Source organism: Flavobacterium flavigenum (assembly GCF_027111255.2).
Taxonomy (GTDB): domain Bacteria; phylum Bacteroidota; class Bacteroidia; order Flavobacteriales; family Flavobacteriaceae; genus Flavobacterium; species Flavobacterium flavigenum.
This window is the reverse complement of record NZ_CP114285.2, coordinates 3,667,694-3,693,871: the sequence shown is the minus strand read 5'-3', so window position 1 is coordinate 3,693,871 and position 26,178 is coordinate 3,667,694. Positions and strand designations below refer to the sequence as shown.

At 35.2% G+C, this 26,178-nt stretch carries 17 protein-coding genes and 1 pseudogene; 11 read left to right on the top strand and 7 right to left on the bottom strand.

Going from position 1 to position 26,178, the window contains the following annotated elements; all coding sequences use genetic code 11:
- Positions 1-16: 16 nt before the first annotated feature.
- Positions 17-454: a single-stranded DNA-binding protein gene (locus OZP09_RS15270; RefSeq protein ID WP_025539175.1), complete on the bottom strand. Its 438-nt coding sequence runs from the start codon at positions 452-454 to the stop codon at positions 17-19.
- Between the two features lie 35 nt (positions 455-489).
- The gene (gene mutY / locus OZP09_RS15265; protein ID WP_281309619.1) at positions 490-1,536 is read right to left on the bottom strand and encodes an A/G-specific adenine glycosylase; all 1,047 of its coding nucleotides are present in this window, start codon (positions 1,534-1,536) and stop codon (positions 490-492) included.
- A gap of 123 nt (positions 1,537-1,659) precedes the next feature.
- Here mutY and OZP09_RS15260 point away from each other — a divergent pair, with 123 nt between their 5' ends.
- Both OZP09_RS15260 and OZP09_RS15255 read left to right on the top strand, forming a co-directional pair.
- Positions 1,660-1,968 carry an HU family DNA-binding protein gene (locus OZP09_RS15260; RefSeq protein ID WP_269237889.1) on the top strand — a complete coding sequence of 103 codons (309 nt, stop codon included), beginning with the start codon at positions 1,660-1,662 and terminating at the stop codon, positions 1,966-1,968.
- A 413-nt stretch (positions 1,969-2,381) separates the two neighbouring features.
- On the top strand, positions 2,382-3,926 hold the full coding sequence (locus OZP09_RS15255) for a ribonuclease E/G (protein WP_269234594.1): 1,545 nt from the start codon (positions 2,382-2,384) through the stop codon (positions 3,924-3,926).
- A 273-nt stretch (positions 3,927-4,199) separates the two neighbouring features.
- On the opposite strand, the gene pbpC is transcribed toward OZP09_RS15255, so the two are convergent.
- The 3 genes from pbpC to OZP09_RS15240 form a co-directional block, all read right to left on the bottom strand.
- Positions 4,200-6,575, bottom strand: a complete 2,376-nt coding sequence (pbpC, locus tag OZP09_RS15250; RefSeq protein ID WP_281309618.1) for a penicillin-binding protein 1C — start codon at positions 6,573-6,575, stop codon at positions 4,200-4,202.
- Between the two features lie 191 nt (positions 6,576-6,766).
- Positions 6,767-12,454 carry an alpha-2-macroglobulin family protein gene (locus OZP09_RS15245; RefSeq protein WP_281309617.1) on the bottom strand — a complete coding sequence of 1,896 codons (5,688 nt, stop codon included), beginning with the start codon at positions 12,452-12,454 and terminating at the stop codon, positions 6,767-6,769.
- 292 nt (positions 12,455-12,746) lie between these two features.
- Positions 12,747-13,190 (bottom strand): nucleoside deaminase, encoded by a 444-nt coding sequence (locus tag OZP09_RS15240; protein WP_281309616.1) that lies wholly within the window; start codon positions 13,188-13,190, stop codon positions 12,747-12,749.
- Between the two features lie 60 nt (positions 13,191-13,250).
- On the opposite strand from OZP09_RS15240, the gene OZP09_RS15235 reads away from it, so the two are divergent.
- The 4 genes from OZP09_RS15235 to OZP09_RS15220 all read left to right on the top strand — a co-directional run bounded on the left by OZP09_RS15235 (position 13,251) and on the right by OZP09_RS15220 (position 17,877).
- Entirely contained in the window at positions 13,251-14,201 is a 951-nt protein-coding gene (locus tag OZP09_RS15235) for an energy transducer TonB (protein WP_269234592.1), read from the top strand.
- Positions 14,202-14,313: 112 nt separating this feature from the next.
- On the top strand, positions 14,314-14,997 hold the full coding sequence (locus OZP09_RS15230) for a hypothetical protein (protein WP_269234591.1): 684 nt from the start codon (positions 14,314-14,316) through the stop codon (positions 14,995-14,997).
- Between the two features lie 54 nt (positions 14,998-15,051).
- Positions 15,052-16,833 (top strand): 1-deoxy-D-xylulose-5-phosphate synthase, encoded by a 1,782-nt coding sequence (locus OZP09_RS15225; RefSeq protein WP_269234589.1) that lies wholly within the window; start codon positions 15,052-15,054, stop codon positions 16,831-16,833.
- 45 nt (positions 16,834-16,878) lie between these two features.
- A complete protein-coding gene (locus tag OZP09_RS15220) occupies positions 16,879-17,877 on the top strand; it encodes a DUF3078 domain-containing protein (RefSeq protein WP_269234588.1) in 999 nt (332 codons plus the stop codon).
- 5 nt (positions 17,878-17,882) lie between these two features.
- On the opposite strand, the gene OZP09_RS15215 is transcribed toward OZP09_RS15220, so the two are convergent.
- Both OZP09_RS15215 and OZP09_RS15210 read right to left on the bottom strand, forming a co-directional pair.
- A complete protein-coding gene (locus OZP09_RS15215; RefSeq protein ID WP_281309615.1) occupies positions 17,883-19,229 on the bottom strand; it encodes a deoxyguanosinetriphosphate triphosphohydrolase in 1,347 nt (448 codons plus the stop codon).
- Positions 19,230-19,311: 82 nt separating this feature from the next.
- Positions 19,312-19,533 carry an Lrp/AsnC ligand binding domain-containing protein gene (locus OZP09_RS15210; RefSeq protein WP_269234584.1) on the bottom strand — a complete coding sequence of 74 codons (222 nt, stop codon included), beginning with the start codon at positions 19,531-19,533 and terminating at the stop codon, positions 19,312-19,314.
- Positions 19,534-19,556: 23 nt separating this feature from the next.
- Here OZP09_RS15210 and OZP09_RS15205 point away from each other — a divergent pair.
- The 5 genes and pseudogenes from OZP09_RS15205 to OZP09_RS15185 form a co-directional block, all read left to right on the top strand.
- Positions 19,557-19,739, top strand: a pseudogene (locus OZP09_RS15205) (hypothetical protein); the annotation flags it as partial.
- Between the two features lie 339 nt (positions 19,740-20,078).
- Entirely contained in the window at positions 20,079-20,975 is an 897-nt protein-coding gene (gene gldA, locus OZP09_RS15200) for a gliding motility-associated ABC transporter ATP-binding subunit GldA (protein ID WP_269234582.1), read from the top strand.
- Between the two features lie 590 nt (positions 20,976-21,565).
- Complete coding sequence (locus OZP09_RS15195) at positions 21,566-23,110, top strand: O-antigen ligase family protein (protein ID WP_281309614.1); 1,545 nt, start codon at positions 21,566-21,568, stop codon at positions 23,108-23,110.
- A 28-nt stretch (positions 23,111-23,138) separates the two neighbouring features.
- A complete protein-coding gene (locus OZP09_RS15190) occupies positions 23,139-24,704 on the top strand; it encodes a hypothetical protein (RefSeq protein ID WP_281309613.1) in 1,566 nt (521 codons plus the stop codon).
- 110 nt (positions 24,705-24,814) lie between these two features.
- Positions 24,815-26,089, top strand: a complete 1,275-nt coding sequence (locus OZP09_RS15185) for a hypothetical protein (protein ID WP_281309612.1) — start codon at positions 24,815-24,817, stop codon at positions 26,087-26,089.
- The last annotated feature ends 89 nt before the right edge of the window (positions 26,090-26,178 follow it).

The following is a 26,178-nucleotide window of genomic DNA, read 5'->3' as shown; positions in this document are numbered from 1 at the left end:
AAGATTAGTTAAACAATCAAAAAGGCAAATCGTTGACCGGCAAGCCTTCATTAGGATTTTCAAAGTTAGTGTTTTTTGGCGATTCAGAAGCCTGATGGTGTTTGTGCTCTGTTTCTTTTTTAGTTGTCAAAAAGGTAAATTCGGTTACCTGAATTTCATTGGTATATTTTGTAGTTCCGTCTTCAGCCTGCCATTGCCTTGATTTTATACGGCCTTCAACATATATCTTGTCTCCTTTGGACAAATATTTTTCACAGATTTCAGCAGCTTTATTGCGTACAACTAAGTTATGCCACTCTGTCGAGGTAATTTTTTCATTGGTAGTTTTATTGATATACACTTCGTTTGTTGCCAGCTGAAAGCGTCCGATGCAATTACCTCCGTCAAAATAATGCATTTTAACATCGTCGCCTAAATAGCCTATCAACATTACCTTGTTTAATGTTCCGTTCATGGTATAGCATTTGTGTGAATCAAAGATACTTTTTTTTAACGACAAATTTCTTCCTTTTCAATAAAATTATAAATCACAATCGGAAAAGGAAACTCTTTTAATTCATTACAATTCAAACCATTAGATAAAATATCACTGATTTTTACTTTCCAGAACTGTATATGTAAATGCTGGTGTGAAAGTTTATGAATCACCGTCGCATGTGAACATTCTTCTACCACGGTAATTGTATAAGAAGATAAAATCTCTTCTTTAATTATTCTTGAAACAAAATCAAAATCGACAATTTCATTCGTTTCCAGTAAAGGAAATTCATATAGGTTGTGCCAAATTCCTTTTGTAGTACGCTTTTGAATTAAAGTATTCCCCAAAACATCTTCTAATACCAGATAATTAAAGAAACGGTTTGTGATTTTTAGTTTTTTAGATTTTACAGGCAGAGTGTCAACCTTTTTCTTTTGCAGGGCCAGACAACTGTCATTAAAAACACATACAGAACAATTTGGACTTTTAGGCACGCATTGCAAAGCACCAAATTCCATTATTGCCTGATTAAAAATGGCTGGATTTTCTTTTGGCATCAGTTCCCGGGCAAGTAAAGTAAATTCTTTTTTAGTTACAGGCAGTGCTATATCAGATTCGATATCAAAATAGCGTGAAAGAACCCTAAATACATTACCATCAACAACCGGGACAGCCTCATTATAAGAAAAGGACGCAATTGCAGCAGCTGTATATTCACCTACTCCTTTTAACTTTAATAAATCATTATAAGTAGCCGGAAAGACCCCTTTTAGATCATTGGCTATGTATTGAGCGGTTTTGTGCAGATTTCTGGCGCGTGAATAATATCCTAATCCCTGCCAGAGTTTTAGAACTTTTTCTTCATCAGCATTAGCTAAATCAAAAACAGTAGGAAATTCCTTTGTAAACGAAAAAAAATATGGCATTCCCTGCGCCACTCTTGTCTGCTGGAGCATAATTTCTGAGAGCCAAATATGATACGGATTTACCGTATTACGCCAAGGCAAATCGCGTTTGTTTTGTAAATACCAATTTATCAGTGTGTTATGAAAATTCATTTTAAAATACTTAGAAAACAAAAGTAAATCTTTATGTAATTAAAATTTAACGAATTAGCTTGATTAATTATTTTTTTAATTCCTATATTTGCATCCTCAAAAAAATAGTACATCATTTATAAAATAAAAACAGGAAAGAAAATGACGAAAGCAGATATCGTAGCGAAGATTTCAGAGAAACTAGGTCTTGAAAAAGGAGACGTTCAGGCAACAGTTGAAACTTTTATGGAAGAAGTTAAGACTTCATTAGAAACTGGTGACAACGTTTACCTAAGAGGTTTCGGAAGTTTCATCGTAAAGACCAGAGCTGAGAAAACAGGAAGAAACATCTCTAAAAATACCACAATCAAAATTCCTGCACACAATATTCCTGCTTTTAAACCTGCAAAAGTTTTTGTAGAGGGAGTAAAAACAAACAACGAAGCAAAATAACACTATTAATTAATCATAAAATCGATACGATATGCCAAGTGGTAAAAAAAGAAAGAGACATAAGGTAGCTACTCACAAAAGAAAAAAAAGAGCGAGAGCTAACCGTCACAAAAAGAAAAAGTAGTTTTAAACTACTTTTTTCTTTTTAAACGTTCATTGAAATTTGGGAAATTTCAAAAATTCCAAAAAATAAAATCCAAAATTCAAAAATTAAGAAATCAATATAGATTTCAATTGGAATTTGGAATTTAAAATTTGGAGATTAAAATTTTCCCTCCGGGTTAATACCTGTTAAAAATATTGTTTAATCCATCCTTGTAGAAGTTGATGGTTTTTGGTTTTTGGTTTTTGGTTTTTTACCATCAACTATCAACAAATAACTAACAACCAATTCACGGATAAAAATTTACAGAGTGAATAAAGAATTGATCATTAGATCTAGTTCTGAAGCCGTAGATTTTGCCTTATTAAAAGATGGAAAACTAATTGAATTACACAAGGAACAAGAAACAAGCAACTTTCAGGTTGGTGATATTTTTATTGCCAAAATACGAAAACCAGTTGCCGGACTTAATGCTGCTTTTGTAAATGTTGGCTTCGAAAAAGATGCCTTTTTACATTATCACGATTTGGGTCCAAACTTAGCTTCCCAGCTGAAATTCATAAAACTTGTAAGCGCAGGTAAATTAAAAGATTTCTCCCTAAAAACCTTTCAGTTTGAAAAAGAGATTGACAAAGATGGCATCATTACTGATATTTTAAGTGCCAATCAATCTGTCTTAGTTCAAGTTGTAAAAGAACCTATATCGACCAAAGGCCCAAGAATAAGCGCTGAGCTTTCTCTGGCAGGAAGATTTATTGTTCTGGTTCCGTTTTCTGATCGTGTTTCTATTTCGCAAAAAATAGAAGACAAAAAAGAAAAGGACCGCTTAAAAAAACTTGTTCTATCGATCAAACCTAAAGGATTTGGTGTTATTGTTCGTACAGTAGCCGAAGGCAAAAATACAGCCGAATTAGAAAAAGATTTGCAGAACCTGCTTGGCAGATGGACTGCAATGTGTAAAAAATTACCAACTGCTCATCATCCATCCAAAGTATTAGGAGAGCTTAACAGGGCTTCTTCAATATTGAGGGATGTTTTCAATGATACCTTTAGCGGTATTCAGATAGATGATGAAGAGTTGTATCATCAAACGAAGGATTATCTGCAGGAAATTGCACCTTCAAAACAATCAATTGTGAAGTTTTATCAATCAAACGACACTCCAATTTTTGAGAAATACAATATAGAGAGACAAATCAAGACTTCTTTTGGAAGAACAGTTTCGATGAGTAAAGGCGCTTATCTTATTATTGAACACACTGAAGCTTTGCACGTTATAGACGTGAACAGCGGAAACCGTTCGAATAAGGCAACTAATCAGGAAGACACTGCCATGGAAGTAAATATGATTGCAGCTGCAGAAATCGCCAGACAATTACGTCTGCGGGATATGGGCGGAATCATAGTTGTTGATTTTATCGATATGTCTAATCCTGAAAACAGGAAAGTCCTGTTCGACTTCTTGCGAGAAGAAATGAGCGACGATAAAGCAAAACATAAAATATTACCGCCAAGTAAATTTGGTTTAGTCCAGATTACAAGACAGCGCGTAAGACCAGAAGTTAACATTAAAACCAGAGAAGAAGATCCAAACAATGAAAATGGCGAAATTGAAGCGCCAATTTTAATCATTGATAAAATCGCACTGGATTTAGACCGACTTCTAAAAACCCACAAAAATGTTGTGCTGAATGTACATCCATTTGTGGCTGCATACCTCAGTAAAGGTTTTCCATCATTACGTTCAAAATGGTTTTTTGAACATAAGAAATGGGTGAAAATCATACCTCGTGACGCTTACACGTACTTAGAATATCATTTCTACGATAAAAAAGGAAATGTTATTTCAGAATAAAAATCAAAAACCGCCTTTCGTGAGACTGGCGGTTTTTTTATGTCTTTGAGTGAAATAGAAGCTTTCTCGTTTTATAGTTTCAGAAGCAATTCCAGCTATCCGCTTGTATCTTTTCCTTGCTAAAGAAGCAAGAAAAAGGATACCGCTACTATCTGGGCTAGACATTCGTTTTCATACGAACCATTATTTTTCACGATATCATTGCCTCTTTTGGATTTTAGACTTGAACGAGAGCGAAAAAGGCAATTTCAGAAAACTTATAATTATTTTAATTTATTCCCTCACAATTTCAATTCTCCTTCTAATTTCATTTCCGGAAGCATCAACAACCGTCACATAATGTATTCCTGATGTTGGTGTAATGGGCAGTTCATGAAATGTTTTAGTAGTTGCTTTATACACATCATCGACATACCAAAACAATTCTTTATCTCTTTCCGAATACGCTACTTTCAAAATTACTGGCTGTACATTACTGTTGAAATCCTTAGTGAGGTAAATTTTGCTATTAGCTTTTGGATAAATAAAATCCATTGTTGTGGTTTGAGTTCCTTCGCAGCCTTCTTTAAAAGGTGGTAAAGGCAAATATTCAATGTGCTGACTTTTATAATACCAGGCCATAACCGGAGGCAGAACGAACCAGTTTTTAGTTACGACATTATCTATACTTTCACAGCTGCTGTTTACCTGAAACTGTTCTGTTTTATCTAAATGAACGGTTTTATGATACGGACAAACTTTGGTCGATTTCCCTTTCTTAGAAACCCATTGTTTGATTTTCGGGCAATTATCTTTTGCCAGATAACCACTTAATCGGCATACCTCCACTTCTGCTAAATCACTGTACGGTGTATCAAACCATCTTTGTCTTGGCAGTAAATTAAAAACATCAAACAAAATTGGCGCTGAACTTGTAACGCCAGTCAAAGTTGGTCTTCCTTCTCCTGTTGCATTTCCAACCCAAACTCCCACTACATATCTTGAATTAGTTCCAATTGCCCATGCATCACGATTTCCGAAACTGGTTCCGGTTTTCCAGGCAATTTTAAGCGAACTGTCATAAAACTTCCAAGCCTCGTCCCCTTCTGGCCTGTTAACTTCTTCCATTGCATTGTAAGTCAGCCAGATTGATCCTGCTCCCAAAATATTCTTTTGATTCGTTTGTGAACCAAAGTCGGGCTTAAAATCATTTTTATAATTGAGCTCTGTAAATTCATTTGTTCGATATTGCCCGTTATTTTTATTGAAATAATTAACAGTAGAAGAAAGATTCGCATATGTTCTACACAAATCCCACAAATTACTTTCTGCTCCTCCCAAAATTAGCGATAAACCGTAATGATCTGGTGTTTTATTAATATTCTTTAATTTGAACTTCTGCAGTTCTTCATAAAATTTATTTACCCCAAAATCCTGAAGCATTAAAACCGCAGGAATATTTAGCGAACGAGACAATGCGCGATGCGCCGGAACAGCTCCGTCAAAAGTGAGATTGAAGTTTTGAGGTGTATAACCCGAAATCTGTGTTGGAATATCGGCAATTAGAGTATTGGGCAATAATTCGCCATCATCCAGCATAGCTCCGTATAAAAGTGGCTTCAGAATACTTCCCGTACTTCTTGGCGCATCGATAATATCGACATCTTTTTGATGATCTGCATCTGCCGGAGAATTTCCAACATAACTCATTACATTTCTACTCTGAACATCAATTACCAAAATCGCCAGATTGTGAACTTCATTCTGTTTGTATTCATTGTAATAATATCGCGCAATTTGATTGACCCTGTTTTGTAAAGCATAATCAATTGTAGTTTTGACTCTCGTTCCTTCTTCATTTTTAGCGACTCTTTGCAATAAATGTGGCGCAATTTGTGGCAAATCATAGGGCTTTTGAGGCAATGGTTCTTCAATAGAAAGTTCGTACGTCTGCTTGTCGATTATGCCTTCTTGGTGGAGTTTTAATAAAAGTCGGTTTCTTTTATTTAATAGCTTTATTTGGTTTTTCCCTGGATAAATCAAACTTGGAGCATTTGGCAAAACAGCCAAAACCGCATTTTCTGCCCATGATAATTGATTGGACTGAACGCCAAAATAACGCCATGAAGCCATTTCCAGTCCCACAACATTTCCTCCAAATGGCGCATGTGCCGCATACATTTCTAGAATTTCGTTTTTAGAATAGCCTAATTCTAATCTCGTAGCAAAAATAATTTCTATTATTTTTTCGAAATAAGTTCTGTTTTTTCCTTTTCGCGAAAGCCTGATAACTTGTTGCGTCAGCGTACTTCCCCCCCTAACTACTTTTCCTGCTTTTCTATTTTGTTTAAAAGCATTGATCATTGCACCGGGATTGAAACCGGGATGTTTATAGAAATATTCGTCTTCAAAGTAAACAATGCATTTCTTGAATTTGTCCGGAACGCTATCCTGCGCAGGAAAACGCCATTGCCCGTCTCTGGCGATTTTAGCCCCGAGCAATTCTCCTTCTTGACTCTCTATTACGGTTGAATACGGTTCTTTGAATAAAGTTCGGGGTATAGAAAAATAGTAAATCAGCAAAAGCAGAAATGCTAGTGCTGATTTTATCTTATTCTTTTTAATCCAGCTTATAATGCGTTGAAAGAACGCTTTTAATTTATTTTTCAATACTTGTTTCTTTTTAAACCGCAATCCCGATAGCTATCGGGACGCAAAGTTTTTCTCTCGCAGATTCCGCAGATTCCGCAGATTTTATTTTATCTACTTGATCTGCAAAATCTGCGGGAAACTTTTTAATCACATTTTTTGCCATAGATTTTTAAAATCCTTTTAATCTTTATAATCTGTGCCCAATAATCTTATTTCACAACCTCAACCCAAAATCCTTTTGTTCTTGCCAAAAATGTATTATCATACATCGCTTCACATTGTAAACCTGGCAGATAATAATTCCCTAAATATGATGCATTTAGCAGAATACGGAAAACTTTGGTTTCTCGAGCTTTCATTCCGAAATAGAAATTAGTTCTGTCATCGCGGATATCAATATAATCTGCAATATTATTTACGGCATCTCCATAATCGGTGAAACGGGTATTTACAATTTCGAATCCAGAAGGCAGAATTTGTGATAACGCTACATTTTGAACGCTTTCTCCCCTTTGGTTTTTAATCGTAACCTCAGCAACAAATTCAGTTCCCTGATTAATTTTCGAAACATTGATCACGCTTCCTTTTCTGTTTTTGAAAACAATAGAAGCCGTAACATCGCTTTGAACTGCATTTTCTTTTCCGATTGGCAGAATTCCGGTATTCAATACACGAACATAAACTGTATTCGCTTTGTTGTTTTTCAACGTAATACTATTTGCACCAGAAGCAACAGACAAACTGCGATCAGCAACCGATTTACCTGTATTTATTGTTTCGCCTTTTCCGTTTTTACTAAACTGAATATGGATTCCTTTTGGACCGTTGCTCACCGCAAATTTCGACATTGCATACAAGCAATAAGCCGTTGTTTGTGTACTCATCCATTGGTTAGCCGACATTTCTTTTGCCAGTTTTGCTGCTGTTGTAAATGCTTTTTGCTTCTGTCCTAAAAGAATCATTGTTTCCAGCGCCATCGCTCTGTTTCTTTCGCTTGATCCATAATAGTAGTAGCTATAACCATCTGAACTTCCGTCGATACTTGTGCGTAAAAACAAACTTTGTCCAGCCGATTTTTGTCCAGCCAAAACATAAGCTGCTGCTAAACGAAGCATACTTTCATTCGAAATTCCTTTTGTCTCTCTCAATCTGTTCATTGCTGATAAATCGGCATTTCCGGCTAAAGCCAAAGTATATAGACGATACGCCTGAGCTAAATCATTTCCGTATTTCGGTTCAAAACGCCATTGTTTTGCTTCACGCTGCTGATATGAAAGCCATTTTGATTTGAAGTTTATTGGCAGTATATATCCCTTTTTCTCAGCTTCAATTAAGAAATGTCCGGCGTAAGAAGTTCCCCAATCGTCTGCAATAGCATTTCCTTGCCAATACGGCAGACCTCCGTTTGATAATTGGAAATTACCCAATCTGGCAATTCCTGCAGCAATATTTTTCTGAATCAGATCTTTACGTTTCGCATCGATATCAGCCACATCTCCCAAATACAATTGTGGAAAAACTGATGAAGTGGTCTGCTCTACACAACCATGAGGATACTGAATCAGAAATTGCAATCTTCCATTCAGGTTCATAGATGGCATTGATGAAACTTCTAATCTTGCTTTATTGCTTCCCGCGATTCCAAAAGTTTTCCATGAAATTGTCTTAGTACTGTTTGGTGTTAAAACAACATCTGTAAAAGTACTCGTAACCGGATTCGGATTTGTCATATCTATTTCAACATCGTAAACTGATTTCTCACTTCCAGATGTCGCGATTACCTGAACTTTTGCAATTCCGGTTGCAGATCCTACCACCAGATTAAAATAAGCCATTTTTTCATCCGGCTGTTTGAAGTTCAGTCTCTGAACAGCGCTTCCAACAACTTTTAATCCGTTACTGGTTTTTACCTGAACGGAAACATTTTTAATTTTGTTTTCAGTTGCAAATACCGTTACCGGAAGCGTTACTTTTTCTGATGGTGAAATCTTTCTTGGCAGTGAAGCTAATACCATCAGCGGACTCTTAACAGGAGTTGCTTTTTCTACGCTTCCGTAAGCACTTGTATTCGCATCTCCCGCCACAACCATTGTTCTTACAGAACCAATGTATTTCGGCAGTTTTAACTGATGTGATTTGGTTTCTCCTTTTCCTAATTTAAATGGTCCGTAGTACAATACAACTGGTTTAAAACGGTTGGCTTTCTTCGCTTTTCCGCCGCCTAAATCCTGATCACCACCAATACTGAAAATTTGGTTTATTTTTCCGCCGTAAGCTCCAATTACATCATCATAAATGTCCCAGGTTTTTACACCTAAAGCTTCACGAACATAGAAACTATCCCAGGCATTTGGCGTTTTAAAACGGGTTAAATCTAAAAGTCCTTCATCGACAACAGCAATGGTATAGGTCATTGCTTTACCTGTTTTTTCGCCTACTTTAACCGTAAATGGCTGTTCAGGTCTTAAAACGTCCGGCATATTAATCGTTGGTGCCAAAATGGTATTTTTATCTACCACTTCAATTGGCACAATGCCATACATACGAATTGGCGAATCGTTTTTCGTCGAAGCGTGAGGCTGTAACAACGTAATATTGAAATATACATTTGGTGCCATTTCTCCGGTAATTGGAACTTCAACTTTAGTTTCTCCTTTTTTAGTTTCTGCCCAGATAGTCTGTACGACTCTTGATCCGTTTTCGATTGAAATTAAAGCGCGTCCGCCTTCACTTGAAGGGAAAGAAATCTGTGCTTTTTCTCCAACAGCATAATTCTTTTTATCTGTAGAAAAAACCAGCATATTGGCCGTAGAAGCATCTCTGTTTCGCGTTTTCCCAGACCAGATTGGCCAGTCTATATTTACAGTTAACGAAGTAGCATGACCATCTTGCTGATCTTCCACACGAATTAAATAACGTCCCCATTCTTCATCTGATAAAGCAAACTGGAAGCTTCCTTTTCCGCTGGAATCAGTATTTATTATAGTGGATTTATAGGATGTTGTAGCATTCGACGAATTGTAATTTGATAAATTATCACTCGAAGAATCCCACCACCATCTCCATTCTACTTTATAGATTCTCACTTCAAGATTACGAACCGATTTTGGTCTTCCGCTTTCATCAACCGTTACCACTTCAAAACGATTATTGGTTCTGGTTTCCAGCATGCCATATTTATTAGGCTCCGGCGATTTAATTCCGACATAGGTTTTATACGGCGAATAAGTTGTTGACATTACATCAGTACTAAAATCACCTCCTTCTTCATACACTTTTGTAATGAAGGATGCACGAAGCATTCCAGGCGCCTGACCTTGTAATCTTGGCTGGATATTAACTGATGCTTTTCCACTTTCATTTAATTTTCCTGAGAAAACATTGATTTCTTCTGTACTAAACTGACGTGCTAAATCATCAAAAGTATATTTTTCATATCCTTTGAAAGTTGTGGCTTGCTGAGAGAATTTTGCCTGCATTTCTACATTCAAATTTTTCGCAATGGCTCCGTGCAGCCAGGTAACTTCCAGATTATCTGTATTTGGATAGGATGAAGAAAGTGTTTTTCTGCTAAACGTATTTTTGATTTTCAAACGATTTGGCTTGATCGTTTCAATCTTAATACTCTTATAGAATTTTGCTCCTCCAACGCTTACCATAGCTTCCCAGTTTCCTGTTGGTGCTTCTGAATTAGTTGGAACTATAAACGCATAATGATTTAATTCATTTGTTTTTTGAACGGTCTGATAAACGGTTTTTCCGTTTGGATCATTCAGTCTGAATTTAATTGGATGTGATTTCGGAAGTTTATTTGAAACATCATTTAAAATAAAAGACAAATACAAATTATCACCCGGACGCCAAACGCCTCTTTCTCCGTAAATAAAACCTTTTAAACCTTTCTGTAAAGTCTCACCGGCAACATCAAAATTACTGACAGACAACGAAAGTCCGTCATCCAGCTTCACATAAGTCGATTGATCTCCTAAAGTAACTATAGCAAAATAAGCGAATTTATCGAGTTGAAAAGATGCAATTCCATCACTATCTGTACTTCCACTAGTAATTTTCTGCTGTTGGAAATTATACAAATCCACTTTTGCATTCGAAACCGGCTCTGTTGTTACAATATTATTTACTGCAAATAAATACGATTTATTTTCGCCTCTCTTTGCAATTACACCTAAATCTGTCGCGAGAATATTGGTTGCAATTTTAGCATTATAATAATACGAACCAGAACATGGATCCTGGCTTTCTCTCCAGTCATAATCATCATAGTAATAATCGTCGTAGGAGTTACCGCTGTAGTTTACATCATTTTCATCAACCTCTTCTTCCTCTTCCTGATTTGAATCTTCGTCTGAACTATTACATTTGTATAACGAATATTTTCTTTTGTACTCAAATTCCACTCTGTAAATTGCACCCGGTTCCGGTTTTATAATTTTAGACAAGTCTAAAGCGTACGTATTCCATTTGGTTAAATTTACAAGCGTACTTTCTTTTAAGTTTAGTGTTGTTTTGGCGATCGGTTGTGCCACCTTCTTGAGATTCTGAGCTCCGTTTAATTCATTATACTGAAGAAACTGCAGAATATTATTTTTATAAATTTTATAAACCTTTACATCAACCGCACTAAGATTTACAGCTTCAAAATTCAATTTTAAATTATTTGAACTTGGCAGAATCGTTCCGTTTTTAATAAAGCGGACATTTGGTTTTATCTGATCAAAAGAAATTTTCTCTGAGTAATTTGCTTCCAGTTTTTTACCGTACTGGCTTTCAATTCCCTGAAAAACCTCTAACAATAATTCCCCAGTAATAACTTGCTCGGGTTCGGGCTCTGCAACTTCTTCAACAACTTCTACTTCTTCAACAGCAGCGGCAGCTGAATCAACTACAACTGACGCTGAATCTACTGCAACGGCAGCAGTATCAGCAGCAGCATAAACCGGTTCTTCAACTACCACCGGAATTGCCTCCTCTTTTTTAGGGGCATTTTGATTCGTAAAATAAACTTTCAGTAAATTTCCCTGAGTAGAAAACTTCAGATTATTAGTATTTTGAATCGAAACCAATCCTGCAAAATCCTGTCCTTTTTCTAAAGGTTCAGAAAAATTGATTACAACCGACTGGTTATTACCATCAGGAACTTCAACCTTTATAACTTTAAACTCATTAATACCGGTAATCGGAAAATCGATTTGTCCTTTTTGATCGATATCAAAATCATCCCCGTCATAAATAATTTCCAGATTTGTAGCTTCAGAATAACGCTGGATACTGTCAATTATAAAATGAAACTCTTTGCCAGAAGCCGGATTTCTATCAAATTTAATTTTAAGATCATTTCCTTTCTGTTTAGCTTCAACTAGTTTTTTCGCCGTTTCCAGATCAATATTGTCAGCCGTTTTTAAAACACAGTTTAAGTATTGATATTCTTTGCTATAGGACTGGATATCAGCCGTATTTATAGTAAAATCCTGTTTAACAGTCTTAACTGTAAAGTTGAATTTTGAAAGTTGCTCTTCTTTCTCTTTCGGAATTGCCGTCAGCTTATCTAAATTTAAAGTAACCTGATATTCTGTTCCCGGCTTTAGTTTTTTCTCCGGAATAAAAGCTAAAGTACTTGTAGAAAGCGCTACCACTTTCCCGCTAACACTTGGTGAAATATCAAACAAATCGTCATCCAGTTCCTGATTCGGTTTCCAGTCGTTTTTATCAAAAGCCAAAACCACACGAATATCAGAATCTGAAGAAACAATTCCTCCGGTAAAACTGACTATATAGTCTTTAAATAGTGAAAAATCGGAATTAAAATCTGCAGCTGATTTTCTTCCGCAGGATTGAAAAATAAAAAAAACATAAAGTACTAGAAATAATCCTTTTTTCACTTGATTTAGAGTTAATGGGTTAGAAAACTATAAAATTAACAGAATTTACTATTAATTGCATAACAGTAAAAAGTAATTTAAATTATGTTAAAAGTAAAATATTTTTAGAAGAAATTTCCGTAAGATGTTTTTTTAACTTTTGTTGAAGTTTATAAGTGTTATATGAGTAATGAGGAGCTGTTTCCATCTGTACGCTATATTCCCGCTAACAAAAACTACGGCTAATAAAACCTTGTTTTTCTAAATTGGGAGATGCCGCTTGCATCTGGGCTAAGGATCAGGTTTTTAAAGACTATTTCCTCCTTTCGAGAAAAAAACGCTTCATTAAATCGGCAGCTTCATTCGCCATTATTCCTGAAACAACAGTAGTTTTAGGATGCAGTTTTGTTCCCATATTCATAAATCCCCGTTGTTCATCACGTGCACCAAAAACAATTTTAGAAATCTGGCTCCAGTACAAAGCACCGGCACACATCTGACAGGGTTCCAGTGTAACATACAACGTACAGTCCTTTAAATATTTCCCTCCGAGAAAATTTGCTGCTGCGGTTATCGACTGCATTTCGGCATGTGCTGTAACATCATTTAACAATTCCGTTAAATTATGACTGCTTGCAATTACTTTATCGGCCACAACAATAACAGCTCCAACAGGAATCTCGCCTTTATTAAAAGCCATTTCAGCTTCCTGCAAAGCTTTCTTCATAAAATATTCGTCGGTGAAGGGATTTATCATAATTGCAAAAATAGAACTTTACACTTTATTTTTATTACTTTTAAATCCTGAAATTCAAGCATGGAAAGAAATTACAAAATCACCATACCGGAACCCTGCCAGGAAAACTGGGATAAGATGACGCCAAAAGATAATGGCCGTTTCTGTATGAGCTGTTCTAAAACGGTGGTTGATTTTACTGTGATGCTTCCGGCTGAAATTCAGCATTATTTCATTCAAAATCAAAATGGAAGTATTTGCGGCAGATTTAAAAATTCGCAATTAGATTCCGTTACTATTCAAATTCCGGATCGCACATTATATTCTCAAACGTATTATCATAAAATATTTTTGCTGGCATTGTTTATTGCGATGGGAACAACCTTGTTTAGCTGCTCTGATAAAGATGGAAATAAGAAAAAAATTAACAAAGTAGAAGTTGTTGAAGATCCAACAAGTATAAAAAATACTCAAATAGATTCTACTTCAAAGCATAAAAAAGAAATAGTAAAAAATCGGAAATCTAAATTAACTACGCATTCATTTAGTAAAACCGAAAAAACGTTTTCATTTGAAAAAACAAAATGCGGAGCTGCAATTCCTTTAAATGATATTTACGAAGACAATACTATCTATGGAGGTGTTGGTATTGAAGTTGTTCCTGACTATCCAGGAGGAATTGAAGTTTTCTATGATCTTTTCAGGAATGGATATAAAATACCTAAAGATTTAAAAAAAACAACCGGAAAAATTAAAATGTCTTTTATAATTGAAAAGGATGGAACTTTAAATGAAATAAAAACTATTGAAAGCCCTGGTGATGCTCCCCAAAAAGAAGCTATAAGAATTTTACAAAAATCAGTGAAATGGTATCCAGGTGAAACAAACGGCAGAAAAGTCAGGACTTATTATGACTTTTTTATAAAATTTGATTTAGACACTCTTAATATTAAGAAAAGAAAACGGAAATTTTCAAAAATCACTTCCGTCAAAGTGACTAAAACCGGAGACGATTCTGAAAACAAATATTAAAAACAAGAGTTTTTTTTATATTTCATAAATACGATTACAAATGTAAAACATGAGGTCCAAAACAACCATATCTGAACGTAACATGCATGCATACAATCATAAAATATTTTTAATGTTTCTTATTTTTTTCATTGGAACAACTTTATTTAGCTGTACCGATAAAGAAAACAAAAAACAAAATAACGAAGTTGAAATTGAAGTTTTAGATAAAAAAAACTATAATACCAACAAATCTGAACAGATTCCTGACACCTCTCAACTATCAAAAGAAGATAACCTGAAACTTCCTAAAAAAAACATTGAAATTAATAATGAAGAAATTATTCCTTCTAAAAAACCTTCTTTCAAAAACAATCCTAATCATTCCGTTTCACCACTAGTAAAAGAAATTCTTGTAAAATCTGCAATACATAAAGAAAACAAAAAAATTCAGTCTGAAAAAACAAATAATGACAAAAACAGCTCTGTAAAAGTAACTAGTAAAACTACTCCTGCCGTAGAAGCCCCATCTCAAATAAATGCTGAATTTCCCGGTGGAATAGAACAGTTTCATATTTTTTTTATGAAAGAATATAAAAAACCAGAAGGTGCAAGTTATTGGAAAATCAATATTAATCTCGCTTTTGCTGTAGAAAAAAATGGTACAGTTTCATTTCTTGAATGTTCACCGGCAATGGAAGAACCTGTTGAAAAAGAAATAATAAGAGTTCTCAGCTTATGCCCTAAATGGAAACCAGGGGAACTCAACGGAAAAAAAATCAGACTGCAATATTCTGTTCCTCTTTTTTTGAAATAAGACTCATTCAAAAAAATTAAATTTAAAACCGTAAATTTGCTTTTTATCCTTACAATGAAAAGCAATTTACTTTCAGGTATCTACAATCCAGCCGATTTACGCCTCTTAAAAGAAGAGCAGCTTGCACAAGTCGCCCAGGAATTACGTCAGTTCATTATTGAGGTGGTTTCGGTAAAAGAAGGACATTTAGGCGCCAGTTTAGGAGTGGTAGAACTTACAATTGCATTGCATTACGTCTTTAACACTCCTGATGATTTATTAGTCTGGGATGTTGGCCATCAGGCTTACGGACATAAAATTTTGACGGAAAGAAGAGAAAATTTTCATACCAACAGACAGCTTGGCGGCATTTCGGGATTTCCAAAAAGAGACGAAAGTATTTATGATGCTTTTGGTGTAGGACACTCCTCGACTTCAATTTCTGCGGTCCTTGGGATGGCGATTGCTTCTAAATTAAAAGGAGATTTTGACAAAGAACACATTGCAATAATTGGCGATGCTTCAATTGCAAGCGGAATGGCATTTGAAGGTTTAAACCATGCCGGGGTTACGGATGCAAATATTCTGGTTATTCTGAACGATAATGCAATCGGAATCGATCCAAGCGTAGGTGCTTTAAAAAAGTATCTGACAGCAGTTAAAAACGGAAAAAACCCGAAGCAGAATAACATCATAAAATCTTTGAATTTTGATTATTCAGGTCCAATTGACGGACATGATATTCCGTTATTAATCAAAGAATTAAATCGCTTAAAAAAGATAAAAGGCCCAAAGTTCCTTCACATTGTTACTACAAAAGGAAAAGGCCTGCAGCAGGCGGAAGAAAATCAGGTAAAATATCATGCGCCGGGAAAATTTGATGCTTCTACCGGAGAAATTCATTTAAAGTCTGAAGAAAATCTTCCTCCAAAATATCAGGATGTCTTTGGCTTAACAATTTTAGATTTAGCCAAAAAGAACGAAAAAATCATCGGAATTACCCCTGCAATGCCATCTGGAAGTTCTTTAAAATTCATGATGGATGAAATTCCGGATCGGGCTTTTGACGTTGGAATTGCAGAACAGCATGCCGTTACATTGGCCGCCGGAATGGTGACTCAGGGGATGATTGTGTACTGCAATATTTATTCTACTTTTTTACAACGTGCTTATGATCAGCTGATTCATGATGTAGCTTTACAAAATTTACCCGTTATTTTTTGTTTAGACAGGGCAGGTCTGGTTGGCGAAGACGGCGCAACGCATCATGGTGTTTTTGATATTGCATATTTGAGAGCAATCCCAAATATGATTATTTATGCACCAATCAATGAAATTGCCCTGCAAAATATTCTATATACTGCACAACTGGGATTAAATCATCCAATAGCAATACGATATCCGCGTGGTCGTGGTGTTTTGCCAAATTGGGCAACAGAAAACTTCGGACATTACAATACTGTCCCGATTGGAAAAGCAAATTGTTTAAAAGCCGGAACAAAAACAGCTGTTTTATCTACCGGTGCTATTGGAAATAATGTAATCAATGCTTTAAAAGAATTAGATGATCCTGAAACCATTGCCCATTACGATTTCCCATTTGTAAAACCTCTGGACAATGATTTGCTAGACAAAATATTAACCTCTTTTGATTGTATCATTACCATTGAAGACGGAACAAAAATTGGTGGTTTTGGAAATGGGGTTTTAGAATATGCAACAGCAAATAATTTTGTGAAAAAAATAGAAATTTTGGGTATTCCGGATATTTTTATTGAACATGGCACAGTAATTGAGCAACAACATTTTTGCAAAATTGACGTTAAAAGTCTTGTAAATCTTTTTAAAAAATTATAAAATAAGTATTTTGCACAGCCGAAAAGAAATCAAAAGTTAAACCTAATGAAATTACTCCGCTCTACCCTTTTTTTATTCATTATTTTATTTACAACAAACAGTTTTTCTCAAATTATCAGAACGACATTAGATCCTGGGCAGATAGCCCCACCTCCTTCTAACTGGGCTAAAAAAAACAAACTTGGTTTTGATATTTCAGAAATTGCCTTTGTTAACTGGAGTGCAGGGGGAACCAGTTCGATTTCAGGATTGTTTAAAGGCGAATTTACCAGAACCTACACTAAAGACAATCATAAATGGTTTAATGAACTCATAGTGAAATACGGAATGAATAAACAAGATGGTACCGAACTAAGAAAAACAGATGATGCTATCCAGTTTAACTCCACTTATGGTTTTAGAAAAGATACTCTCTCTAATTGGTTTTATTCTGCAAAATTCAATTTCAATACTCAGTTTACCAACGGTTACCGATATCCAAACAGGGATGTAGCAATCTCTAAACCTTTTGCTCCCGCTTATATCTTTCTGGGGGCCGGAGCAGAAAATTCAGACAAGAAAAAGAACAGGACCTTTTATTTCTCTCCAATCACGTTAAAAACCACTTTAGTATTAGATCAGGATTTAGCAGATCAGGGAGCTTTTGGTGTTAAAAAAGCGGTTTATGCTACCGACCCTCTTGACCCTAATAACCAAATTTTAATTGAAGAAGGCCAGAAAGTAAAAGCTGAGTTCGGTATCTTATTTACAGGCTACATGAAAAGCGAGATTTACAAAAATGTTTTTTACGAAAACAGACTGACTTTATATACTGATTATTTAAACCGCTTTGGAAATGTCGATATCGATTATGATACACGTTTAGACCTTGTGGTTAATGCTTATGTAAAAGCCAATATCGGCGTTCATCTCGTTTATGATGACGATATTAAAACTAAAAAAGATGTTGTTGATCCTGTATCAGGTTCAAAATCACAAATTGATGATGGACCAAGAATGCAATTAAGACAAGTTCTGGGTGTTGGCCTTGTATATGCTTTTTAATTGGATTAACTTTTTTTTCTGCCATTAATCATTTCATATAATTCTAACGCATTTCCATCCGTTAAAAGGGAAACGTAATGACAAATATGAAGCAGACGCTCATACAAATTACCTTTTTCCAAATGATGTTTTTCAGGAAGCATCTTCAGGATTAATTTATCGTAATTTGAAGCAGTTCCTTCATATTTGTTATTAAAAGCGGTGATAAATTTATCCAGCAAAGTCTGGATTATTTGATAACCGACAATTTCTTTTTCAATTACTTCACGGCTTTGGTAGATTTTATCGATACTTAGTTTGATAATATCATTCATCTGTGCCTTATATTTGCTTTTATCTGTTAAGGCAAAAGGGAAATTTCCGGCCAGAATTGCTTCTTCGTTTTCAATAAAAACTTCTACAGCATCATTAATCAAAGCTCCAATTGCCAAAGCACGAAGATAACTGATTCGGTCTTCTTTAGTTTCTAATAAATTGTATTTATCAACGCCAATATTATCCTTTACCAGTTTGATGAGGTATTCTAAAGCATAATCTTCAGAAACCAAACCTAAATTTATGCCGTCTTCAAAATCGATTATGGTATAACAGATATCGTCTGCCGCTTCAACCAGATAGGCTAAAGGATGTCTTTCAAAACCAATATCTCCCTCTTCTTTGTTCGAAATCAAACCCATATCTTCCGCAACTTCCTGAAAGAATAACTTATCCGCCTGAAAGAAACCGTATTTTTTATCGGCAATATTATTAGTCGGTTTTTTTGGAAGGCTTTCTTTTGGATATTTCATAAAAGCGCCTAAAGTAGCATACGAAATTCTTAGTCCTCCTTCTATTCCGGGACGGCTCGCCGTAAGCACTGAAAATCCATTGGCATTTCCCTCAAAATCAATCAGGTCCTGCCACTGTTTTGCAGTAAGTTTATCCTTATATTTTAATCCTTTTCCACTTGAGAAATATTCTCCAATAGCTTTTTCACCAGAATGTCCAAATGGCGGATTCCCAATATCATGGGCCAACGAAGCGGCTGCCACAATCGCACCAAAATCATTCATATGATAACCGTGAACTTCTTTTAAATAAGGATATTTTTCGATGATTTTCTTACCCACCAAACGTCCAAGCGAACGTCCAACAACCGAAACTTCGAGACTATGCGTTAAACGAGTATGCACAAAATCTGTTTTAGAAAGCGGAATTACCTGTGTTTTATCCTGCAGAGACCGAAATGCAGACGAAAAGATGATTCGGTCATAATCGACCTCAAAACCTAAGCGCGTATCATCTTGTTCTATACGTAATCTTTTATTTGTGTCACCTTGTTTTTTAAGAGATAAAAGTTGTTCCCAGTTCATTATGATTTCAGATTGTAGATTAATGATTTTAGATTGCTGATCTAAACTTCAAAAATACATTTTATTTTAGGACTTATTATGATTAAAATTCTAATGCCGTGCTATGTTTGATTTCGCCCATTACAAAAATCCTACTCGTATTTCCGATATTTTCTATCGTCGACAATTTATTCATGACAAAACACTGATAACTAGCCATATCCTGTACCATAATCTTCAGCATAAAATCATAATCACTGGCAATATTATAACATTCTATAATTTCAGGAAGCGCTACAATATGTTTTACAAAATTACTTCCCACATTTTTTGCGTGTTCTTTTAAAAAGCGAAGAAATGGTGAAATTGCTAGAGAAAGCTTCAGCGGTAATTCCCGTAGATTAGTTATGGGGTAATCCGGATTGCGGTTTGAAAACACGCCATCGGGATGAAACCAAAAAAGCCTTAATCGAAATAGTCTCTGCCGCTCAGGAAATGAGAGCCGCAATCGAATATCCTGTAAGTTTATAATGCCTTTTAAATAATTTCTTGTTTTTTATTATCAACAGCTGAAGTCGGACTCTTGTAGTTATGATTCGTTCCGGCTTCACTTTGTTGGCATTTTTTTGAAGCAGAGACATCTTCATTACTACAAAACCTGTCCCGCTATTCACTATATCTTTTCCCGGCTAAAGGAGCCAGAAAAAGGATGCCGTTCCTATCGGGGCTAAATCACAGGCTTTCGTTTCCATTATTTTATCTGCTCTTTTAAGGACAACCTTTGAAATTTTCAATTTAATTAAGTTCAATACAGAACAAAATTTAGCAACCGATACTATTTCTGTTTATTTTTGCAGTAAATAAAAAGTCATGTCGATAGAAGTAAACAACATATCAAAAAGTTACGGAACTCAAAAAGCATTAGATGCTATTTCATTCTCGATTCAAAAAGGGGAAATAGTTGGATTTCTTGGTCCAAATGGTGCCGGAAAATCTACTTTAATGAAGATTTTGACCACTTATTTACTTGCAGATGATGGCTCAGCTTTAGTAAATGGCCAGGATGTTTTGGCAAACACAAAAGAGGTTCAGCGTTCTATTGGCTATTTACCAGAACATAATCCTCTATATTTAGATTTATATGTTCGTGAATATTTGGCTTTTAATGCCGATGTCTATAAAGTGAGTAAATCCAGAATCGAAGAAGTGATTCAACTCACAGGACTATCACCGGAGAGCCATAAAAAAATCAGTCAATTATCAAAAGGATACCGCCAGCGTGTAGGACTTGCTAATGCCCTATTACACAATCCTGATGTGTTGATTCTGGACGAACCCACTACAGGTTTAGATCCGAATCAATTGATTGAAATTCGAAATGTCATCAAAAATGTAGGCAAGGACAAAACCGTATTTCTGTCAACTCACATCATGCAGGAAGTAGAAGCAATTTGTGACCGCGTGATCATTATTGACAAAGGAAAAATTGTAGCAGATAAAAAACTGGACAATTTAATTTCTGCAGACAAAGAGCAGGTAATCGAAGTTGAATTTGATTATAAAATTGAAGAACAGTTAATTGCTGCAATCCCGCATTTAAAATCATACGCTAACATACATGATTGTTTGTGGGAATTAACCTTTCTGGCTGATAAAGACATGCGCCCGGCTGTTTTCGATTTTGCACACGATAACGGATTAAAAACTTTACAATTGAATCAGAAAAACAAAAATCTGGAAGCTGTTTTTAGGGAAATTACTAAATAAGTTTTTGAATATAATCCAAAAAGAGGAAACTGTACAGATGTATGGTTTCCTCTTTTTTATAGTACCAAATTTCAGTAGGAATTTATATTATAAAAATCAGTAATAATATCTGCTTCACTTATACATTATTTTAATAAACAATAAAAATTCGTGACATAATAGTTTAAGTATTAACATAACTAATTAAAAACAAAAATATCACCAAATTCAGGTATTACCTGTTAATTTTTTTAACTATATTTTTACACCCCCATCATTTATAAAGTTAAAAAAATTGAAATTAAACTACTATTTCAGCAATCTGTTAAAGATTCTGTTACTTGTTACCATTATTATTGTAACGCTTTTAAACAGCGATTGCTTTTTATACTACAACAGCTGCTACTTATTACGGGTTTTGCATAACTGTTTTTCTCTTTACAGTTATCTCGTTTTTTCTGTTACCCCATAGCAAAGAATTTAAATCGAACCTCCCTGTAATTTTATTTGGCGTATGGTGCCTGTATGTCTTAAGCAATTATCTAATGCATCGGGCGACATTGGTTTTTACTATTTACAGCATTTCACTTTATTTTTTACTTATCAGGGCAATGGCTATTTTTAAAAGTCGTGGCTTCAAATTCAGGCCATTTTTAGCAGGAGTCGCCGGAATTGCTACAATAGAATCTTTGATTTGTATTTTGCAGTTCTTTGGTTTATCTAAAAGCGAAAACAAATTTTTTACTGTTACAGGCAGCTGGAATAACCCAAATGTTACGGCTATATTTTTAGCACTTACAGTACCGGTTTTTCTGCATTTGTTTCAAACCAGATACAGAAAATTAATCGTAGCAGGTTTTTTATCAATACTTACTGCAATGTTGCTTCTTAAATGTCGAACAGCTTTTATTGGAACTATTTTATCTGTACTTGTTTTCTATAGTTTAGAATACAAACTAACAGACTGGATAAAAAACAAAAAAAACAGCACAACAGTAAAAGCCGTATTTATTATTGCCTTGATGATAGGTTTTGCTTTGAGTTCCCGATTGTATAATGCAAAGAAAGATTCTGCCGATGGGCGAAAATTAATATGGAAAATAGCGGCAATGATGGCAGCAGAAAAACCATTAACGGGTTATGGCTACGGTTATTTTGAGAAAGAATACAATTTATATCAGGCGAGCTACATTCAAAAAGGAAAAGCAACTACTGAAGAACTATCTAATGCAGGACCTGTTATCATGCCTCATAATGAAATACTTCAAAATGCTGTTGAAGGGGGAAGCATTGGTCTGGTAATAATTTCCCTGTTTTTTGGTTCACTGTTTTTTAGCATAAAACAAAAAAATAATACAAATCTAAATGATCTGAATCCTGAAATTGATTTGCAGAGCAACCGTATTTTCAATTTAGCCTTTGCCGGAATAGCATCATTTACAGTAATGTCAATGGTCAATTCGACCATGCAGATTGTGCCTGTAATGTGTTTGTGTATACTATATTCCGCAATTATTTGCAGCGCTCTGGACAGATCGCAATTTTTCAGGATTCTTTCTGTCATTGAAAAAAGCAAGACATTTTCTAACCTTTCAATAATCGGAATTCTTATCATCAGTTTTTATCTCTCGTATCTCATTTTTGGAATGGCCCAGGCAGACATGCAAAATAAAAAATCCAGAATATTGAAGGAAACTGGTCAAAACGAAAGAGCTTTAAAAACCATGCCTTATTTAGAAAAATGGCTAAAAAAAGATCCTAATTATTGGAAAAACTATGGTGCTATTTATTTTGAGAAACAGTCATATCGAAAAGCTTTAAACTGTTTTCAAAAAGCACAGGCATTAAGCTCGCTGCCGGATATTTATCTGGGAACCGGTATTTGCCATGAAAAATTAAAGCAATATCCACAGGCCGTTCAGCAATACGAAATACTTACTGCCTTGTACCCCATAAAATTCTCATATCGAATGAGACTCCTAAAAGCCTATTTAAAAAACAAGGAAACTGATAAAGCAATTGCTTTAGCCCATGAGATCATTCAGCTCCAACCCAAAATACCTTCTGAAAAAGTAAATCAATACAAAAAAATATGTCTGATTTTACTACAGAATGTGGAAAAGCAAAATTATCAACTCAACCACACAGAAAACTGAAAAAACTACAAAATCCAAATTTAATATTATGCATAATCTAAAATCCGGAGAAACAGATAAATACCACAGTATGGCTTTATGGTATGCCCATATCCTAAAAACGGTATTCTTTCTGATCCCTTTTTTCACCCAGGCACAATATCCTACAGCTGTAGAAACGAACCTGAAAAAAGCCGGAATCAACAGACCCGAACTTGAAAAAGCATTGCTGTATTGTAGCAAAACCGGAGATTCCCTAAAGATAAAAGCCATGCAGTTTTTGATTGCCAATATGGATATCCATTCTTCTGCTGATTATTACTGGGAAGATGCTGCCAATAAAAAAATAGCCTATCATGAACTGGACTATCCTGACCTTGAACAGGCAAAAGCAGCTTTCGAAACTATTAAGCAGCAGAACCCGGGACTAAAAACCAAACCTGTTATTTACAAAGATATGGAAACCATCAAAGGCGATTACCTCATTCAGAATTTAGAGAAGGCTTTTGCTTCATGGCGTACATCATCTATAAAAACAACTTCATTTGATGATTTTTGCGAGTACATATTGCCATACAGAGTAAGCGTTGAACCAGTGCAAGACTGGCGCAGTACTTATGCTGACAAATTTAATTGGATAAATGATCAAATCAATGGAAAAGGTTTTCAAGCTGCCTTACCGTACGTCAAAGATGATCAGGACAGTTGGTTTGTTAACAACTGGAAAGAAAAACGCAGCGAACCTTTGCCAAGACTCGGCAGCCTTCAATTACTTTTCCGTAAACAGGGTCCCTGCTCCGATATTGCCAGTATGAATGTGTTTACCATGCGCTCACAAGGCATCGCAGCAGCTGTCAATATGATTCCGTTTTGGGCAACAGCAACAGAAGGCCACTATACCAATACATTTTTTGATGAAAACAAACAAATGCTTAATTGTGATTACGGAACAAAAGATTTTCGCCAGAATCTGGCAAGGGAACCTGCTAAAGTAATACGCCTGACTTATTCTAAAAATCCGGAAACATTAGCCAGTTTCGAAGATATAAACAATATCCCAAAAGGCTTCCTGCAACAGCAAAATTACATTGATGTAACCAATGATTTCTGGGAAACCACTACTGTAAAATGTCCTTTGTATCCGACAGCAACCCAACCTAAAATTGTATACGCAACCACTTTCAATGGATTGGCATGGAGACCTTTCTGGTGGGGAAAAACAGATAAAAATGCAACTGTTTTTACAAAACTGTGTAAACAAACAGTCATTATCCCTCAATATTATAACAACGGCAAATTAACACCTGCGGGTGCTCCGGTTGTTATAGGCAATACTACCACAAAGGTACTGCAGCCTGACCTTACACAAACCAGCGAGGTTGTAATAGCAGAAAAAGAAAAATGCCTGAAATTTAAATTGGGGATTACCTACCAGCTCATGTATTGGGACAACAGCTGGAAAACACTGGGAAAACAAACAATAACCAGCCCTATAACCGAAATGAAATTTGAAAAAGCTCCTAAAAATGCTTTGTTTCTCTTTCTCGCCAGTGATTCCAGAGGACTGGAACGTCCTTTTATTATACAAGAGAATGGAGAACGCTTTTGGTTTTAAAAAATATCAATTACAATATCAATTACAATATCAATTACAATATCAATTACAATATCAATTACAATATCAATTACAATATCAATTTTAAATAATTAAAAATGAAAACATTCATGAGAAAACTACTCTTAAGCCTGCTATTCCTGCCTGCTTTCGGCCAGTCACAGGTTAGCCTAAACGTTAGCAAACGCTATCCTGCCCATATTGTTTATAAAATAGATGACGTGGTCTCTAAATTCAATCTGAGCGAAGAAAAGCAAATTAAAATTGCACAAAATTTCATGAAGACAGACAGCATCGTTAATTTGGCTTTGGCTTCTGGAACACCTTCAAATCAGCTGAAAAGTTATTACAGTATTGACGAGACCTTTTTAAAAAGCTTATTGTCTGTCGAAGAGATGGAACAGTATGCATATGAAATGGATAAGGACAATCGTTTTTTGGCGGCTTTAATAGTAGCTCCAAATCTAAAATTACAAATGGGTCAGCTAAGTAAAATCCGTCAAATTAAGGATTCTCTCAGCACTACTTCTCAAAAATCAACAAAAGAAACAATTCAGTTTTATAATCTTAAGCTATCAAAAATTTTAGATCAAAAACAGTATTCAGAACTAATAAAATTCACCTACAAAGACCTGTCGATTTCTGAAGCTAAAGCAGATTGGGAGATAATTTTAAGCTTAAAAATAAATACTCCGGGAAAAGAAAAAGAAGAATATCAGCAACTCCTTAATTTTCATTTTGCTAAAAATGCCTTTCTGGATAAAAAAGCAGAACTATATGAAAAAAAGAAGCAGGATTTCCTGAGCCTGAAAGCAACAATGATGGAACCCCCATTGCTAATCCGTTCCAAAATCCTTTCTGACCAAAAACATGCCAATAACAAATACGCATCTGTGGTTAAATTTGAAAAAGAACTCAACCTCAGCCAGGAACAAATAGACCTCCTGCTTTTAAAGTATCTGGCATTTGAAAACATTATAATTGAGAATAAGGAAAATGATTTAAATGGAAATTTTGCGGCTTCCAAACCATTACCTTCAGAATTGGACAATATAACCAAAATTATAACCCCTGAACAATTTGCTAAATGGTTCTCTTTGAAACATAAAAACGAAGCGTTTAACAAAGCAAATCAAAGCTGGGTAGCATTAGAATCAGAAGGACTGACTAAAAATGCAGACAAACAAAAAGTAATGCCTGAACTTACAATTTATCACCTGAATTTATTAATTGCATTAGAAAAAAACAAGAGCTGGAAAACTTCTGAAACCCGTTTTCTGGTACGTGATGCCGAACAAAAAAAACCTGAATTACTAGTGCAAATGGATAACATCAAAAGAAGCAAAGCTAAAAGTGAAAATGCCAAAAATGCATTGGCATGGTAGTTTTTATTTCAGCCAGTGCTGTTAATACCAAATTGCATTTTTTATAAGTAAACACTCCCTGTTTGTAATTAATCAACCCAATACATAAT